Here is a 16,174-nt window from a genome sequence, read left to right as displayed (position 1 = left end):
AACCCCAAGAGGGATTTGCGATCGCGGTGGGTGCCGACCGGCCGGTGGTCGTGGTGGGTGCCGACCGTTGGTCGGCACACTGGGACCTTCATCCACGTATGGCGTGGATCTACTGGTGAATGATGGCGACGCCGAACGGCAGGCGCGTGACCTGCAAACCTGCTGTTGCCGCCAGCGCGTCCAGCGCCTGTTCCGGGCGATCGATGCGCAGCGCCGCACTGACCGCCGCCAGCCGTGACAGATCACCGCGCACGAAGGTCGGGCCGGCGCGATAACGCCCCACCCGCTGCACGGCGTCGGCGACGCTGGCCTGCTCCAGCAGCAGCTCGCCTTGCCGCCACGCGCCGACGCTGTCGGCGGCTACGTCCGGCAGGCGTGTCACCCCGCTGTGTTCGCCATAGCTGGCACGCTGCCCCTCCTGCAGATACGTCCAGCCACCGTCGGCCGGGCTGGCCACGCGCACCCTGCCCTGCCCGACCTGGGTTTCCACCGTTTCACTGTCGCGTGCGACAGAGAAAGCGGTCGAGATGTCCTCGACCACGCCATTACCCGCACGCACGCTGAAACGTCGCTGCGTATCCGGGCTGACCTCGAACCAGGCGCGCCCGCGCAGCAGCTCGACCCGGCGTGCGTGCCCATCGAAGCGCACGGCGATGGCACTGTCCGCATCCAGCACCGCACGGCTGCCATCAGGCAGCTGCACGTTCTGCACGACATGCGTACTGCGGTGGTCGGCCTGCAGGCGCAGCCAGGCATCCGGCCATGCCACCAGCATCGCCAGTGCCGCCGCCGCGGCCATCGCCCAGCGCAACCGCTTCGGGTGCTTGCGCTCGGGGGGCGCAGCCKGCGGCCGCGGGCCGACGCTACGCCACAGCGCACGCTCGTGCTCGAAGGCGCGACGATGCCCTGGCTGCTGCAGCCAGCACTCGAACTCGTGCATGCGCACATCGCTGATATCGCCAGACGACAGCCACGCGATCCAGCCCCGGGCCTGTTCGGCCAGGGCATCTTCATTGGCGGCGGGCAGCGTGTTCGGCGGGCTCATCGGCTGGCGGACAGGCGCATTCAAGCGCGGGCGGGGGAACTAGACCGCATCCACGGTCCAGTGATCAAGACGTTTCAGCGAGGGCCAGCCCCAAGTCGGGACGATCATCGGCCGCTGCGTGCCCAGGCCAGGCGCTGCAGCGCCGTGCGCACATGGTTCTCGACGGTAGTCACCGACACGCCCAGGCGGCGCGCGATCTCAGCCTGGGTCAGGCCCTGCAGGCGGTTGAGCCGGAAGATGGTGCGGGTCGGCTCCGGCAGGTGCCCCGCCGCATCGAGCACCCGCTGCAGCTCGTCCTGTGCCATGGCCTGTTCCTCGGTCGAGATGACCTCGTCCGGCCCCCACAGGTAGTGGTCGGCCAGCAGGCGGTTGCGCCGGGTCGATTCGCGGCCGTGGTCGGTGGCCAGGTTGGCGGCCAGCCGGTACAGATAGGCCCGCGGGTTGTCGATGGCCTGGCTGTCGTCGACCCCACGGGCCTTGAACCACACCGCCTGGATCACATCCTCGGCACCATTGTCTCCGCCGAGGATGCGCTGCACCCGGCGCAGCAGTGCCGGCCGCTCACGGATCAGCAGTTCGGTAAGGGAGGCGGCATTGGAGGACATGCGCGGAACCGGGACGACAGACGGAAGGCGCCGCGCATGCTACTCCGTTAATGCGAATCAGTCACGTTCGCATCAGTGGATGCAGCCGGTCAGCCCGTCATAGACGCTCTCCGACGTGCCGGGCAACGGATCATGCAGCGGATTGCGGGCCGCGAGGGCTGCATGGAAGTCCTCCACCGGAGTACCCGGCATCAGTGGCAGCCGGCACAACCAGGTCGGCTGCCGGGCCACGATCGCACCGTCACCCCGCGACACAGCCAGATCACTGGCGGCAAATGCCCAGAGGCACTCATGCACCGTGCCGCGCACCGCATCCACCGAGCAACGCAGGCGCAGCGCCTGGATGTCGCTGTACTCACCCTCGCAGAAGGTGTCGCCACAGATCGCGTCGAAACCATGCTGCAGCCGGCCTTCCAGGGCGAAGAAGCGGTCCCAGTTGGCTTCCTGGTGCGGGTAATCGATCAGATCGACGTAGGGAAAGGCCTCGGCGGCAGGTGCGACCAGCAGCGCGCAGAACAGGCCGAAGGACAGGGCGGATGGTTTCATGCGGGAGCTCCTCGGGTGGGTGCATCCAGCCTGCGCCCGCACGTCGGCCGGCCCCATCGGTCAACCCCGGCCCGCCGGGTCGGCGCCTTCCGCGCCCTGCCGTCGGCCCCCTCCCCTGCACAGCGCCCGGCAAAGGCATAAAATGGGGGGCTATCCGTCTATATCCCCCACCTGGAGCACACCATGGGTCTGGAACTCGTCTCGCCCGGCAAGAACCCGCCGGAAGAAATCAACGTCATCATCGAGATCCCGAAGGACTCGGAGCCGGTGAAGTACGAAGTGGACAAGGAAACCGGCGCGATCTTCGTCGACCGCATCCTGTCCACGCCGATGCGCTACCCGTGCAACTACGGCTACGTGCCGAGCACCCTGTGCGGCGACGGCGATCCGGCCGATGTGCTGGTGGTGCTGCCGCTGCCGCTGGTGCCGGGCTCGGTCGTGCGCTGCCGTCCGGTCGGCGTGCTGAAGATGAGCGATGAGGCAGGTAGCGATGAGAAGATCCTGGCCGTGCCGGTGTCGAAGATCTTCAGCGGCTACGCCCACGTCGAAGACATCGCCCAGGTGTCCAGCCACTGGCTGGAGCGCATCGGCCACTTCTTCGAGCACTACAAGGACCTGGAGAAGGGCAAGTGGGTGAAGCTCGATGGTTGGGGCGGCGCCGCTGAGGCCAAGCAGATTCTGGTCGAGGCGCATCAGCGCCATCTCGACAGCAAGGCCTGAGCCTGAACCGGATTGCTCCGGCATGCCCTGCCGGAGCGATGCGGGTCACGTTTCATGACGACGGCACGTCACTCTTGCCGCCGTATTAGGTAAATTGCGTCACTTCACACGTCGTCGACATCCATCGTCGAGACAGCCAGGGGAATGTGTCGTGCGTATTCTGCTTGTAGGGGATACAGCCAGCCTGCCGGCTGAGCTGACCGAATTCATTGCCGATCTTGGGGAAGACTGGCAGCCGCTGACCGCCACCGATGGCCAGACCGCGATGACCGCGGTGGCCACGCAGGGCGTGGATGCGGTGATCGTCTGCCCGCAGCTGCCGGATCTCAATGCCACCACGCTGCTCGGTCAGATCCGGACGTTGCGCCCGGAGACCATCCGCATCGCGCTGGTGGATGCCCAGCATGGCAACCGGCCGCCACCGGCACGCCTGATCGGCGTCGCCCACCGCTTCCTGCCGTTGCCGCTGGCACCTGAAGTGTTGCTGGAAGCGCTGACCAGCCTGGAAGAGCTGCGCGAAGTTCTGGACAGCCCGCGCCTGCGCGACGCCATCGGCCGTATCGAGAAGCTGCCCTCGCCGCCGCACCTGTACCTGAGCCTGACCCAGGCGCTGGAGCATGACGACGATGCCGACAGCGCCGACGTCGCAAAGCTGGTCGCGGCCGATCCGGCCATCGCCGCGAAGGTGCTGCAGCTGTCGAACTCGGCGTTCTTCAGCCAGGGTCGCACCATCGCCGACCTGCGTACCGCCGTGACCCGCCTCGGCCTGTCGACGCTGCGCGATCTGGTACTGGCCAGCGAGGTGTTCTCGGCACCGACACTGTCCACGGCCGAGCGCAACTCGCTGCAGCAGCGTGCCCTGCTCGCCTCGCGCCTGGCGGCACGCCTACTGCCCGAATCCAGCGCCGAACTGGGCGCGACCGCCGCCCTGCTGGCCGACATCGGCCTGCTGCTGCCCGGCGTGCGCAACGAGCGCAGCGAACCGTCGCTGGCCGGTGACACCCGCCCGGGCCACGCCGAAGCCGGAGCCTACCTGCTTGGCCTGTGGGGCCTGCCGATGCCGATCATCGAAGCGGTCGCGTTCCATCTGCAGCCGCAGCGTGCCAATACGCGCAGCTTCTGGGTGACCGGCGCGGTGCACGTGGCATTGGCACTGGTCAATGGCGATCCGGTGGACGAGGACTACCTGCAGCGCGCGGGTGTACTCAACAGGCTGCCGCAGTGGCGCGAGCATGCCAACAGCCTGATGGGACTGGTGCCCAGCGAGGTCTGAGCTGTCAACGCAGGAAGAACCTTGAAGGCGCGCCCAAGGGCGCGCCTTTTTTGCATCAGCGCGCGCCGCAGGCATCCTGCACGCAGTGACGATACTGCAGGTCGCACAGGACCTTCGACTTGCCTGCAGCCAGGCATTCCTGACGCAGCTCCTCGCAGTACAGCCCGCCCCCACAGACGCCACCGGTCTGGGCGAACACTGCCCCCACCAACGTTGCATAGATCAGTGCAGCAGCAGACAGTTTGTGCAACAGCGTGCTCTTCATCGCTCTCTCCATGTGCAAGTGTCCGCAAGTGGACCCAGCAACTGTGTAGATTGCGACACGACAGGAACGTGACTCCGCTCACCTTCCAGGATATTTCAGAAATCCCTTACAAAAAAAGGGAGGGCGGACCCTACGATCCGCCCTCCCGGTACTGCTAGCGCACTTCGAACGATCAGAAGCGCTGGGTGTACTTCATGTAGTAGTAGCGACCGATATCGAAGCCACCGTAGTAGGAGAAGCTCGAGTTCGGCTGGCTGTACATGACCGGGCCTTCGTGGTTGAACACGTTGTTGGCACCCAGCGAGACAGTGGCTTCCCACGGCAGGTTGTAACGCACCTGCACGTCGTGGAAGGTGTTCGAACCTACCTTACGGCTCGGCTGACCCAGGGTGTAGGCCGAGCTGAAGTCAGGCAGGTTGCACTCGGTATCGTAGGAGCACGGCTCCTTCATGCCCGAGTAGTAACGCACGCCCCAGTTCACGCCCAGGTTGCCGTAAGTCCAGTCGACATTGAGGTTCGAACGGACGCGGAAGTTGGCACCCCAGTCGCCGGTCGCCCAGCTGGTGTGCTGCTCGACCGGGGTCTCGGCTTCGTTGTCACGCTTGTACTCGAGGTAATCGACGTAGGTGGTCTTCCAGTCGATGACGAACTTGCCGAAGGAGAACTCCGGCAGGCGGTACTTGATGCCCAGGTCGTAACCAGCGGTTTCCTGGTAGCCACCGTTGATCAGCGTACGGGTGACGTCGACCACCTGGTTGACGGTACGACCGTCGGTGCCGCGATCGAAACGCTCACACGCCGATGCCACGCCCAGCACATAGCACTGGTTGAGGATCGAGGTCACCGACTCGGCGGCGATGACGTTGTTGATGCGGATCTTCCACCAGTCGAGGCTGACGTCCAGGCCCTGCACGAAGTTCGGGCTGTACACCAGGCCGGCGGTCCAGGTCTTGGAGGTTTCCGGCTTCAGTTCCGGGTTGGAACCCGACTCGAAGGCGCTGTAGGACTGGGTGCCCGGGCCGGTCGACTGCGCACCACCCGAGGTGATCTGGCGGAAGTTGGCCGGAACGCCACCCGCCTGGCAGGCTGCCGCAACCGACGGGTTGCGCGCGGCCGAGCCGAAGCTGCTGTCGCACGGATCGGTGTAGGCATCGAAGGTCTGCGACGTGCCGCCGTACATGTTGGAGATGCTCGGGGCGCGGAAGCCGGTCGAGTAGGTCGCACGCACCAGCAGGTCATCGATCGGCTTCCACTTCAGGCCGAACTTGCTGTTGATGGTATCTCCGAAGGTGTTGTAGTCCGAGTACCGGCCAGCCATGTCGAGCGACAGCTCCTTGGCGAACGGCATGTCGGCCAGCACCGGCACGTTCAGTTCGACGTAGAACTCGTCGAGCTTGTAGCTGCCCTTGGTCGGCTTGCCGGCCAGATCGGTGCTCAGGCCCGACTGCAGCAGCGCGTCCGGGTTGTACTCACCGCTTTCTTCGCGGTGCTCGTAACCGGCCGCGATGGCCAGCTCACCGGCCGGCAGCGAGAACAGCGAACCACCGATGTTGGCGCTGTAGGCCTTGGTGGTGTTGGTGTAGGTATCGTGGCTCGGCAGGTACAGGTACGCCTGCAGGGCCGGGTCGGCCAGCGAGCCGTTGCCGGTCGAGCCGTACGGTGCCAGCGGGTTCCACGGGGTGCAGCCGGCGATGACGTGGCCCGGGGTACCGCAACGGGCAACGTCGCCGTCCATGAACGACGGACCGACCGCATTCTGCACATTCGGGATGAACAGGTTGCCGGTGCCGGTCTTCACGCCCTTGTTCTGGTTGTAGACGTAGCCCACGTCCCAATCCCAGAACTTGTCGCCGAACTCGAACGAACCTTCCAGGCCGGCCGAGAAGCGGAAGGTCTCCTGCTCGGATTCGGTCTGGCGCGGCACTTCGGAAGTACGACGGATGAAGTTCGCGTCCTTGCCCAGCGGGTTGTAGATGCTGTCAGCCGAAAGCGGGGTGCCATAGACCTCGGACTGGTACGGATAGCCGGCGATCTGCTGGGTGGCCGTACGCTTGGTGTAGAGCACGTTCGCAGTGGCGCGGATGTTGTCGGTCAGGTCGTAGTTGCCATTGGCGAACACCGAACGACGGGTCAGCTTGTTCTGCAGCCACATTTCCTGGCTGGCATTGGTGTAGTCGGACGTGCCGAACTCGCGGTAGTCCGCCATGGTGTTGCCCGAGCCATTGTTGCCGCGGGTGTACCAGATGTCGTCGTTCGCGTCCTTCGGAGTGCCCATGTCATCGATCAGCACGCCATGGTTGGATGCCGGCGACCAGCCATTGGCATCCGCATCCGTCGGGTTCGGGTGGAAGCGACCGTTCGGGTAGCGGCTGAAGGCACGATCGATCGCACGGACCGGATCTTCCTTGCTGTACTCGGCGCCGAAGGTGATCGAACCACGCTCACCGGTCTGGCCGTAGACGAAGTTGTAGACCTGCTTTTCGCCGTCGCCCTTGCTGTACTGGCCGCCGTAGACGCTGGCTTCCAGACCGTCGAAGTTCTTGCGGGTGATGATGTTGATCACGCCGGCGATGGCGTCGGAACCGTAGATCGCCGAAGCGCCGTCGGTCAGCACTTCAATGCGCTCGACCACCGAGGTCGGGATGGAGGCCAGGTCGGTGTAACCGCCGGTGCTGACGCCCATGCGCTTGCCGTCCAGCAGCACCAGGGTGCGCTCCGGGCCCAGGCCACGCAGGTCGACGTACTGGCCGCCCACTTCTTCGCCCGAGGTCAGGGCGTCGGCGCGGCTGATGGCCGGCGAACCGGTGGCCGACAGGTTCTGCACGATGTCGCCGACGCTGGTGAAGCCCTGCTTCTCGATGTCGGCACGCTGCAGCGCGATGACCGGCTGCGCGGTTTCCATGCTCGCCTGGCGGATGCGCGAGCCGGTGACCGAAATGCGGTCCAGGTCGGTCGTGGCCTTCGCTTCCTGGGCGGAAGCAAAGGCCGGCGCCAGCGCCAGCGCGATGCCGGCGGGCAGCAGGCCGAGCCGCACTGCGGGATTACAAACGTTCATCTATCTCTCCAAGGTACGTGTTAGCAGTGTGTTAAAACACCCCAGCACGTTACGATTGCGTTGCAGCGCTGTATTTGCGCGAGCCAACCGGAGACTTTGCAGAATGTGGCGGCAGCAAACCGCCGTTCTCCCTGAAGCGCGAAGCCGACTGCCCGTAGCGGGCACGGAACGCACGCGCGAAGCTGCAGCAGTTGTCGAAGCCACTGGCAGCAGCAACCTCACCCACCATCATGTCGGTGTCCCGCAGCAGGTCGGCGGCGCGCTCAAGACGCAACCGTGCCGAAAGCGACTGCGGGCTTTCCTCATACAGGCTCTGGAACGTCTTGGAGAGGTACCAGCTGGAGAAGTTGGTCAGCTCGGCCAGTTCGCCGATCCGCACCACACGATGGCTGTTGCCTTCCAGGTAAAGCCGCGCGCGCTGCATGCGGCCGAACACCTGGCGCTTGCGACTGCGGGAGCGGCCCGGGCAACGCTGCACGTTGTCGGCAAGTCCGCGCTGCAGGCCCGCCAGATGCAGCAGCAGCGGGCGCAGCGCCTGTGCCGGCTGGCCACTGGCCAGCGCATCGCGCCACAGGCGCAACGCGACGCGGGCGTCACCACGGTGCATTGCGCCACGACCGGCGTACAACCCACAGTCGGCCATTTCGGCCAGCACACGAAGCGCTTCAACCGTCAGATTCAGGCCAACGCACAACCCATTGCGGCCTGCCTGCACCAGCGGTCGCGATTCCTTCTCGAAGGCGATCCACTCGCCCTGACGCAAGCGGAAACGCCCTTCCTTGGCTTCCACCCAGGAGCTGCCGCGCACCTGCATCCAGACAGTGAAACTGCTGCCAGCGGTCTGCAGGCTGCCCAGCCGGGCCACGCCCAGGCAGGTCGGCGCAGCATCGTCGAGCGACCGGTCCAGAGAAACGGTTTGGCCGCGATCGGCCAGCGAGAGTTGACGCATGGGGGCACCACGGATTTGCCTAGTACAGGCCTCCGTTTTGCCAAATCGGGCGGCAGGGCGTCAGGAAAGTCAGGCGAGATCGCCACGAATTCGCAACGAGAACCACACGAAAGAATTACGAAGAAAAATTCTTCTTCAGAATCAATAGGCTGGAGATTGCCGGGAACAATGCCGGGGCCTGCTCGGGTAACTGCATGACGCCGATGTCGGCGCCATCGCTGACCGCCAGCGCCACGTACAGGTCGCGTCCATCGGTGCTCGCGCTGAGTCCATTGCCTGCGCTGAGCCGCTGCGGGTCGAGGCAGCGCTCCGGCGTCTCGGTTCCTGCCTCGATCCGGACCAGGGTCGTGCCGCACTGGGTGGAGGTACCGAGGTAGCCGATGACACCACTGCCGGCGACGGTCCAGGTGCGATAGCGCCAGCGGCTCGGCCGGTCCTCACTGATCTGGCGCACGCTGGTCGGCGACAACGCAGGATCGACCGACCACAGCCCACCGGCCGCGAGGCGCGTGAACAGGATCCGCCCGCTGCCGCGATCGAAACGCGCCTGCGACACACCTTCGATGCTGGCCAACCGGCGCCAGGGTAGCGAACTGCGATCGAACAGGCTCAACCGCGTGCGCTGGTCCGCATCGCGCTCGACCACCAGCAGTTGGTCCGGGGTGGCTGCATACAACGCCTGCAACGGTTGTTCCGCAGGTACCGGCAATGGCTGCAGGTGCTCATCACGCGGGGACATCTCGTAGACAACCGTGCGCCCGTGTTCATCTCGCCCCACCACCAGCAGATGGCGGCTGTCTGCGGACCAGTCCGGCGCCTGTCGGCCCTCCGGCCGCAGGCCCTCGATCGGCCGTAGCGAATCTGGTCGCTGCATGTCGGCCCACCACAGGGCGAAACTGCCTGAGCGATCGGAAGTGAAGACCAGTTGCCGCCCATCGGGCGCCGCCATCGGCTGCCCATCCCGGCCACTTGAGGCAAACAGGCGCTCCGCGCCCCCTCCCTTCGCAGGGATCTTGAACACTCCAAACTGTGCGCGCCGGTGAACGAACGCCATCACACCGCCATGCCGCGATACTGCGGGCCATTGCGCATCATCCAGACCGGCGTCGCGCAGCGTACGGCGTTCTACGTCGAGGTAATACAGGCGTACTTCGCTGTCGACGCGACGACCAAACACAATGGTGCGCCCGTCTGCCAGCCAGGCCCAGCCCCGCTGCTCGGCGGCTTCGCTGGTCAGCTGTTCCGGCGTGCCGCCGCTGGCAGGCATCCGCCACAGATCGCCCATCTGTGGATTGCGCACAAACACCAGCCACTTGCCGTCCGGCGAGTAGCGCGGTGCATAGTCGAAGTCGTCGGCATCGACGCTGTACTCAAGTTCGCGCCACCGGCCACTGGCCAGATCAAGCACGCGGATGCCGCGATGCGCATAGCGCCCGACCATGCTGCCGAACACCAGGCCGCGGCCATCCGGGGTCCAGTCAAAGCTGAGTAGCTCAGTGCCGTCACAGCGCGTAGCCTGACGAAGGGCGCCACCTGTCGCGCTGGCGATAAGCACCTGGCAGCCGCCGTCGGCGCTGAACCGCGCGAACGCGATCTCGCGCCCATCCGGCGACCAGCTCGGGAACCGATCACTGGCACCGGCCGGCGGCGCCAGCAACTGGCGAGCGGGCGCATTGCCCGACGTCTGGACCTTGATCGCACCGCCGCCCTCTCCGTCCTCGTTGGCCCCCTCATAAGCGACCTGGGATCCATCAGGCGAAAGCGTTGGGTATGTCTCGAAACCGCTGGTCGCCGTAATCAGTCGATACGGCCGTTGCGGACTGCCGATCACGCGCACACCGTTCTCGACGGCCGCCTCGACCGGCGAACTTGCCGCAGGCGCGCGCCGCAGCAGCAGCATCGTCAACACGATGACCGTCGCAAGCATCAACACGCCGGCCGCCAGAAGCAGCTGGCGTCGCACCTGTCTCCAGGTCCGGCGCATACCCGCCACCGGCGGCGCAGCACCGACAGGCGCAGCAACTGCGGAACCTGCCATTGGCAATGGTGCATCGGCCATCTCGCCGATGTCCGCGGAAGGCTCAAGCGTATCCAGCACCTGCACCGGCACCAGCAGGCGGTAGCCACTTTTGGCAATGGTTTCGATATACGCCTGACCGTTGTCTTCGTCGTTGGCAAACGCCTTGCGAAGCTGGGTAACGGCCTGCGTGAGCACGTCATTGGTCGGCAGCGTATCCGGCCAGACTTCAGCGAACAGTTCGTCGCGGGTAACAACACGCCCGGGTTGGCGCAGCAGCACCCGCAGCACGCCCAGCGCCTTCGGTGTCAGTCGGCGCGGCCGACGCGCACCCACGACTTCGACCTCTCGCGAGGACAAAGTGACAACGCATTCGCCAACCTGGATACGGTCAGCGTCGGGCAACTGCATTTCGCTGCTGTTCATTTTCCGATATACAGTAGGGACGGACCCCGGCAGGTTTCACCAGCGATACCCTCCCGTCCTGGGAACAGCAAAAAGCCAGACTCCGCACAAAGCATCGGCGCATACCGCAAAAACAATGAAGCGGGCGAATACTAGCCTATGCGGGTTACCTCGCCTATCGCGGGGTCGACATCCAGGCTCTCTCTCGCCGACGCATTCACATAATTTGCAGCACCATTCGCGCTCTTCGGGGCGCGAAATTTTTATCTGGCGTTCATTTTCACATGCGCCGCAGCATGGTCAATCCGACCAGTCGCGAAACCACCAAAGCTACGTACATCACGCCTGAAAACTGCTCCAGCATGACCAGTGCGCGGGCCTGCGGATGCAGTGGCACAACGTCGCTCAAGCCCACACCGGACAGCAAGCTGAAGCTAAGATAAAGCAGCTCCATCCAGCTGCGCTGCGAGCTGTCGCCGGTGCCCTGGAAACTGCCTGGATACCACTGCTGGCACACGGCGAACGCAAACGCGAAGGCCCAGGCCAGCAACGTGAATGTCGCACCTGCGGCAAACAGTTCATCACGGGTGACTTTGTGGTCCTGGAGCATGTACGCAATCAGGGCTCCGGCGGTGTAGAAATACAGCAGGCTTTCCAGCAGCTGCGCGGTGGTCAGCAGCGCACTGCGATCCAGCAATGCACCGGCCAACGAAAACACTACCGAAGGGATGGCCAGCAACAGCGCCAGCCAGGTACCCAGCGGGCTGCGCTGGACCACCCACAGCGCCAGGCCGAGCACTGCCATGCCGAACATGCCCAGCGCCGCACGGCCACCGGCAGTGTCATCCAGGGCGGGATACAGCAGCACCGCCAGCAGCTGAGCGCCCAGCAGCCAGGCAGAGGGGTGGCGGCGCGCGATGGCCAACCAACGGGTGGTCATGGCAATGGGCATGGCGTCCTTTCCCCAGGGTGATGGGCCGAGGATAGCCGGGAGCGGCGTGATGAGCGGTAGTGCCGGCCGCTGGCCGGCACCCCCGCTTCCGCATCACCCCTGGCGGTAGACCTCGGCACCGGCCGCGCGGAACTCCGCCGACTTTTCCTTCATGCCGGCCTCGGCGTAATCGCGCACGTCCTGGGTGATCTTCATCGAACAGAAGTGCGGACCGCACATCGAGCAGAAGTGCGCCAGCTTGTGCGCATCCTTGGGCAGGGTCTCATCGTGGAATTCCTTGGCCTTCTCCGGATCCAGGCCAAGGTGGAACTGGTCCTCCCAGCGGAACTCGAAGCGCGCCTTGCTCAGTGCGTTGTCGCGCACCTGCGCACCGGGATGACCCTTGGCCAGGTCGGCCGCGTGCGCGGCGATGCGATAGGCCATGATGCCGTCACGCACGTCCTGGCGGTTGGGCAGGCCGAGGTGTTCCTTCGGTGTCACGTAGCAGAGCATCGCGGTACCGAACCAGCCGATCATCGCTGCGCCGATCGCGCTGGTGATGTGGTCGTAGCCCGGCGCGATGTCCGTGGTCAGCGGGCCCAGCGTATAGAACGGCGCCTCGCCGCACTCGCGCAGCTGTTTGTCCATGTTCTCCTTGATCAGCTGCATCGGCACGTGGCCAGGGCCTTCGATCATGGTCTGCACATCGTGCTTCCAGGCGATCTTCGTCAATTCGCCCAGCGTCTCCAGTTCGCCGAACTGTGCCGCGTCGTTGGCATCGGCGATGCAGCCCGGGCGCAGGCCGTCTCCCAGCGAGAAGGTCACATCGTAGGCCTTCATGATCTCGCAGATCTCTTCGAAATGCGTGTAAAGGAAGTTCTCCCTGTGGTGCGCCAGGCACCATTTGGCCATGATCGAACCACCACGGCTGACGATGCCGGTAACGCGTTTGGCGGTCAGCGGCACGTAGCGCAGCAGCACGCCGGCGTGGATGGTGAAATAGTCCACGCCCTGCTCGGCCTGCTCGATCAGCGTGTCGCGGAAGATCTCCCAGGTGAGTGCTTCAGCACGGCCGTCGACCTTCTCCAGCGCCTGGTAGATCGGCACGGTACCGATGGCCACCGGCGAGTTACGGATGATCCATTCACGTGTTTCGTGGATGTGCTTGCCGGTGGACAGGTCCATCACCGTGTCACCGCCCCAGCGGATCGCCCACACCAGTTTTTCAACCTCTTCGGCGATGCCGGAGGACACCGCGCTGTTGCCGATGTTGGCGTTGATCTTGGTGAGGAAATTGCGACCGATGATCATCGGCTCGCTTTCCGGGTGGTTGATGTTGTTGGGCAGCACTGCACGGCCACGGGCGATTTCGTCGCGCACGAACTCCGGGGTGATGATCTTCTGGATCGACGCGCCGAACGCCTCGCCCGGGTGCTGCTGCAGCAGGCTGGCATCGCGGATCGCGTCCAGGCGCTGGTTCTCGCGGATGGCGACGAATTCCATTTCCGGCGTGATGATGCCGCGCCGCGCGTAGTGCATCTGGGTGACATTGGCACCAGCGCGTGCACGGCGTGGCAGGCTGCGCGCGGGAAAGCGCACCGCATCGAGCTTCGGGTCCTGCTCGCGATCGCGGCCGAATGAAGAACTCAGTCCTTCGAGCTGCTCGGTATCACCGCGCTCTTCCACCCAGCCGCGGCGCAGTTCCGGCAAACCGACCGACAGATCGATGCGCACCTCCGGATCGGTGTACGGGCCGGACGTGTCATAGACCGTGACCGGCGCATTCTCTTCGCCGCCGAACAGCGTCGGCGTGCGGGTCAGCGCGATCTCGCGCATCGGTATCTGCAGATCCGGACGTGAGCCGGGCACGTGGATCTTGCGCGAGCCGGGAATGGGCCGGGTCACGGATTCGGAGAGTTGCTGGGCCTGTTGCTGCAGGGCGGAGAGCTGTGCGTTCATCGGGCATCGTCCAGGAAGGTCAGGGACGAAGCGGCGGCGCACTGCTACCGCTCCCGGACGCTCCTTGGGCGGAGTCCGGGCATGGCTGCACTGCAAAGCTTCCCTACGCCGGTATGAGCCGGATCAGGTTCCAAGGGACTGTCTCAACCGCGGCCACATGGCCGCGGTACCCCCGCTTCTTGGTGCGCATTAGACCATAGAACGCACCACAGCTCCTGGCTGTTTCATCCACGCACGGCGTGGATCCGCTGTTTCTGTATTAACAGAACCGTGACATCGCATTCAGTAACGTGCACGCGCACCGTGTCGCCGCGACCGGTGTTCGTCTCGCCGCTGTCGCGGCCCCTGCCCGGTCCGTGCTGCATGCCGCCGGCCCCTCGCCGCAAGCTCTGCTCGCTCCCCTCAATCCCCTTGATCGGAGAAGCTCCTTCATGGTGTTTCGCGTTTCCATCGCACTGGTGCTGTTGCTGGTGCTGCTTGCCGGCATTGCGCCTGGCCCCTTCAACACAGTGGTCCAGACGATGCTGGCAGAAGTCATCCGCAGTGTCGGCTGGCTATACCTGCTGGTGGTGTTCCTGGCGCTGGTGTTCCTGATGTACCTGGCGTTCGGCCGCTTCGGCAACCTGCGCATCGGTGGCGAGGATGCCGAACCCGAGTTCTCGCGTGCCAGCTGGATGTCGATGCTGTTTGCCGCCGGCATGGGCATCGGCCTGGTGTTCTGGGGCGCGGCGGAGCCGATCTCGCATTTCAGCAAACCGCCGGAAGGCCTCGCTCCACAAAGTCTCGACGCGGCACGTGCTTCGATGCGCTATGCGTTCTTCCACTGGGGCCTGCACCCGTGGGCCATCTACGCGCTGATCGGCCTCGCGATGGCCTGGTTCCAGTTCAACCGCAACGGCCGCGGCCTGGTCAGCGACATGCTGCAGCCGATCATCGGTCGCCACCATCGCGGCTGGGTCGGCCGTGTGGTCAACATCGCCGCCGTGGTCGCCACCGCGATCGGTGTGGCCACTACGCTGGGCTTCGGCACCATCCAGATCGCTGCGGGAATCGAGCGCGTGTTCAGCGTGCAGGCTACGGTCGCAGTGCAGATGACCATCATTGCCACGGCCTTCGTGCTGTACATGGCGTCCACTGCCAGCGGCGTGGAGCGCGGCGTGAAGTGGCTGTCCAACTTCAACCTGGCATTGGCTGCGCTGCTGGCAGCCACCCTGCTGGTGCTGGGGCCGACCGGCTTCATCTTCGATACGTTCACCACCACGCTGGGCTCCTACCTCAACCAGCTGGTGACGATGAGCCTGCGCATGTCACCGTTCTCCGGCAGCACCTGGGTGGCGGACTGGACGATCTTCTACTGGGCCTGGTGGATCTCGTGGGCACCGTTCGTGGGATCGTTCATCGCGCGCATCTCGCGTGGCCGCAGCGTGCGCGAGTTCGTGATCGGCGTAGTGCTCGCTCCGACGCTGTTGGGCTTCTTCTGGTTCGCGGTGTTCGGTGGCACCGCGCTGTGGGCACAGATCTTCGGCCACGCCGATCTGGTGCAGGCGCTGGGCAATGGCTACGAAACGGTGCTGTTCACGCTGTTCGACAGCATGCCGCTGCCGCTGTTGCTGTCCTGCATCGCGCTGGTACTGCTGATGATCTTCTTCGTTACCTCGGCCGATTCAGCGGTGCTGGTACTGGCCAGCATGTCCACCGACGAGGCCGGCGACCCACCGTTGAAGCGCAAGCTGGCCTGGGGCATTGCGGTGGCATTGATCGCAGCGGCGTTGCTGCTGGCCGGTGGACTGGACGCGCTGCAGGGCATGATCACGATTGCCGCACTACCGTTTGCGTTGCTGATGGTGCTGGTGATGGTGTCGCTGTACCGGGTGCTGGACCAGGAGTACACGCGGGAGCGGCGGCAGGCGCAGCGCCAGCGGCACATGATCGATGCCTGGATCGCACGCGAGATGGCGGCGCAGGAAGAAACCCAGGCGGAGGCGGCGCGCGCGCAGGATTCGGATTGAGGGTGTTTTGCAGCCTGCGGCTGCACCGCTTTTTTCAGGCAACGGCAACAGCAACCTCAAAAGCGGCTCTGAGACATTGAGGGTCTGGCGGGGAGGGGCCCGATGGCGGGACACGCCGCAAGTACGTCCCTGTAGGCTCGGCCACGGCATCCATGCCGTGGACGGTCCCGCCATCGGCCCCCTCCCCGCCTCCGACAGTTTCCCGGCGGTTTGTAGATCCACGCCATGCGTGGATGAGGTGTATCGGAAAACAAGAAGGGGTCAGATCCGTTTTCCTCTGGAAAACGGATCCGACCCCAACCCACAGCGCGCGGCTGTTGCTGTTGCCTTTGCTTTTGATCTTCTTCTTTCTCTTCCTGCGGTGGCGGCCGCAGGAAACTGTCAGGGGCCGGGCG

The 16,174-nt window shown here is 65.0% G+C and carries 12 protein-coding genes and 1 riboswitch; of the genes, 3 read left to right on the top strand and 9 right to left on the bottom strand.

The features are described from left to right. Positions 1-109: 109 nt before the first annotated feature. The 3 genes from D7Y61_RS17495 to D7Y61_RS17485 form a co-directional block, all read right to left on the bottom strand. A complete protein-coding gene (locus D7Y61_RS17495; protein ID WP_180868120.1) occupies positions 110-1,045 on the bottom strand; it encodes a FecR family protein in 936 nt (311 codons plus the stop codon). 104 nt (positions 1,046-1,149) lie between these two features. Continuing rightward, positions 1,150-1,650, bottom strand: coding sequence for an RNA polymerase sigma factor (locus D7Y61_RS17490; RefSeq protein ID WP_014038389.1), 501 nt, complete (start codon positions 1,648-1,650; stop codon positions 1,150-1,152). A 72-nt stretch (positions 1,651-1,722) separates the two neighbouring features. Beyond that, entirely contained in the window at positions 1,723-2,196 is a 474-nt protein-coding gene (locus D7Y61_RS17485) for a hypothetical protein (RefSeq protein WP_180868119.1), read from the bottom strand. Positions 2,197-2,379: 183 nt separating this feature from the next. Here D7Y61_RS17485 and ppa point away from each other — a divergent pair, with 183 nt between their 5' ends. Next, a complete protein-coding gene (ppa, locus tag D7Y61_RS17480) occupies positions 2,380-2,916 on the top strand; it encodes an inorganic diphosphatase (protein ID WP_057497596.1) in 537 nt (178 codons plus the stop codon). A gap of 151 nt (positions 2,917-3,067) precedes the next feature. Then, the gene (locus D7Y61_RS17475; protein ID WP_180868117.1) at positions 3,068-4,189 is read left to right on the top strand and encodes an HDOD domain-containing protein; all 1,122 of its coding nucleotides are present in this window, start codon (positions 3,068-3,070) and stop codon (positions 4,187-4,189) included. Between the two features lie 55 nt (positions 4,190-4,244). Here D7Y61_RS17475 and D7Y61_RS17470 read toward each other — a convergent pair whose 3' ends face one another. The 6 genes from D7Y61_RS17470 to thiC all read right to left on the bottom strand — a co-directional run bounded on the left by D7Y61_RS17470 (position 4,245) and on the right by thiC (position 13,770). Next, a complete protein-coding gene (locus D7Y61_RS17470) occupies positions 4,245-4,454 on the bottom strand; it encodes a hypothetical protein (RefSeq protein ID WP_010483987.1) in 210 nt (69 codons plus the stop codon). Between the two features lie 172 nt (positions 4,455-4,626). Further along, complete coding sequence (locus tag D7Y61_RS17465) at positions 4,627-7,509, bottom strand: TonB-dependent receptor (protein WP_219628024.1); 2,883 nt, start codon at positions 7,507-7,509, stop codon at positions 4,627-4,629. Positions 7,510-7,558: 49 nt separating this feature from the next. Beyond that, on the bottom strand, positions 7,559-8,458 hold the full coding sequence (locus D7Y61_RS17460; protein ID WP_180868116.1) for a helix-turn-helix transcriptional regulator: 900 nt from the start codon (positions 8,456-8,458) through the stop codon (positions 7,559-7,561). 115 nt (positions 8,459-8,573) lie between these two features. Further along, entirely contained in the window at positions 8,574-10,901 is a 2,328-nt protein-coding gene (locus D7Y61_RS17455; RefSeq protein WP_180868114.1) for a winged helix-turn-helix domain-containing protein, read from the bottom strand. A 259-nt stretch (positions 10,902-11,160) separates the two neighbouring features. After that, positions 11,161-11,832 carry an ion channel gene (locus tag D7Y61_RS17450; RefSeq protein ID WP_180868112.1) on the bottom strand — a complete coding sequence of 224 codons (672 nt, stop codon included), beginning with the start codon at positions 11,830-11,832 and terminating at the stop codon, positions 11,161-11,163. A 93-nt stretch (positions 11,833-11,925) separates the two neighbouring features. Continuing rightward, positions 11,926-13,770, bottom strand: coding sequence for a phosphomethylpyrimidine synthase ThiC (gene thiC, locus D7Y61_RS17445; protein WP_180868110.1), 1,845 nt, complete (start codon positions 13,768-13,770; stop codon positions 11,926-11,928). Positions 13,771-13,852: 82 nt separating this feature from the next. Further along, a riboswitch (TPP riboswitch) is annotated at positions 13,853-13,954 on the bottom strand. A gap of 247 nt (positions 13,955-14,201) precedes the next feature. Between thiC and D7Y61_RS17440 the strand changes: the two genes are divergently transcribed. Further along, entirely contained in the window at positions 14,202-15,779 is a 1,578-nt protein-coding gene (locus D7Y61_RS17440; protein ID WP_180868108.1) for a BCCT family transporter, read from the top strand. The last annotated feature ends 395 nt before the right edge of the window (positions 15,780-16,174 follow it).

The organism is Stenotrophomonas maltophilia (assembly GCF_013464485.1).
Taxonomy (GTDB): Bacteria; Pseudomonadota; Gammaproteobacteria; order Xanthomonadales; family Xanthomonadaceae; genus Stenotrophomonas; species Stenotrophomonas maltophilia_AW.
Note: the sequence above shows the minus strand (reverse complement) of the source record. Positions and strands in the feature narration are given on the sequence as shown.

Excerpts from the sequence above, each read along its gene's own strand:
- D7Y61_RS17490 (WP_014038389.1), bottom strand. The coding sequence starts at position 1,650 with ATGTCCTCCAATGCCGCCTCCCTTACCGAACTGCTGATCCGTGAGCGG.
- D7Y61_RS17470 (WP_010483987.1), bottom strand. The coding sequence starts at position 4,454 with ATGAAGAGCACGCTGTTGCACAAACTGTCTGCTGCTGCACTGATCTAT.
- D7Y61_RS17450 (WP_180868112.1), bottom strand. The coding sequence starts at position 11,832 with ATGCCCATTGCCATGACCACCCGTTGGTTGGCCATCGCGCGCCGCCAC.
- thiC (WP_180868110.1), bottom strand. The coding sequence starts at position 13,770 with ATGAACGCACAGCTCTCCGCCCTGCAGCAACAGGCCCAGCAACTCTCC.
- D7Y61_RS17465 (WP_219628024.1), bottom strand. The coding sequence starts at position 7,509 with ATGAACGTTTGTAATCCCGCAGTGCGGCTCGGCCTGCTGCCCGCCGGC.
- D7Y61_RS17485 (WP_180868119.1), bottom strand. The coding sequence starts at position 2,196 with ATGAAACCATCCGCCCTGTCCTTCGGCCTGTTCTGCGCGCTGCTGGTC.
- D7Y61_RS17440 (WP_180868108.1), top strand. The coding sequence starts at position 14,202 with ATGGTGTTTCGCGTTTCCATCGCACTGGTGCTGTTGCTGGTGCTGCTT.
- D7Y61_RS17460 (WP_180868116.1), bottom strand. The coding sequence starts at position 8,458 with ATGCGTCAACTCTCGCTGGCCGATCGCGGCCAAACCGTTTCTCTGGAC.
- D7Y61_RS17455 (WP_180868114.1), bottom strand. The coding sequence starts at position 10,901 with ATGAACAGCAGCGAAATGCAGTTGCCCGACGCTGACCGTATCCAGGTT.
- ppa (WP_057497596.1), top strand. The coding sequence starts at position 2,380 with ATGGGTCTGGAACTCGTCTCGCCCGGCAAGAACCCGCCGGAAGAAATC.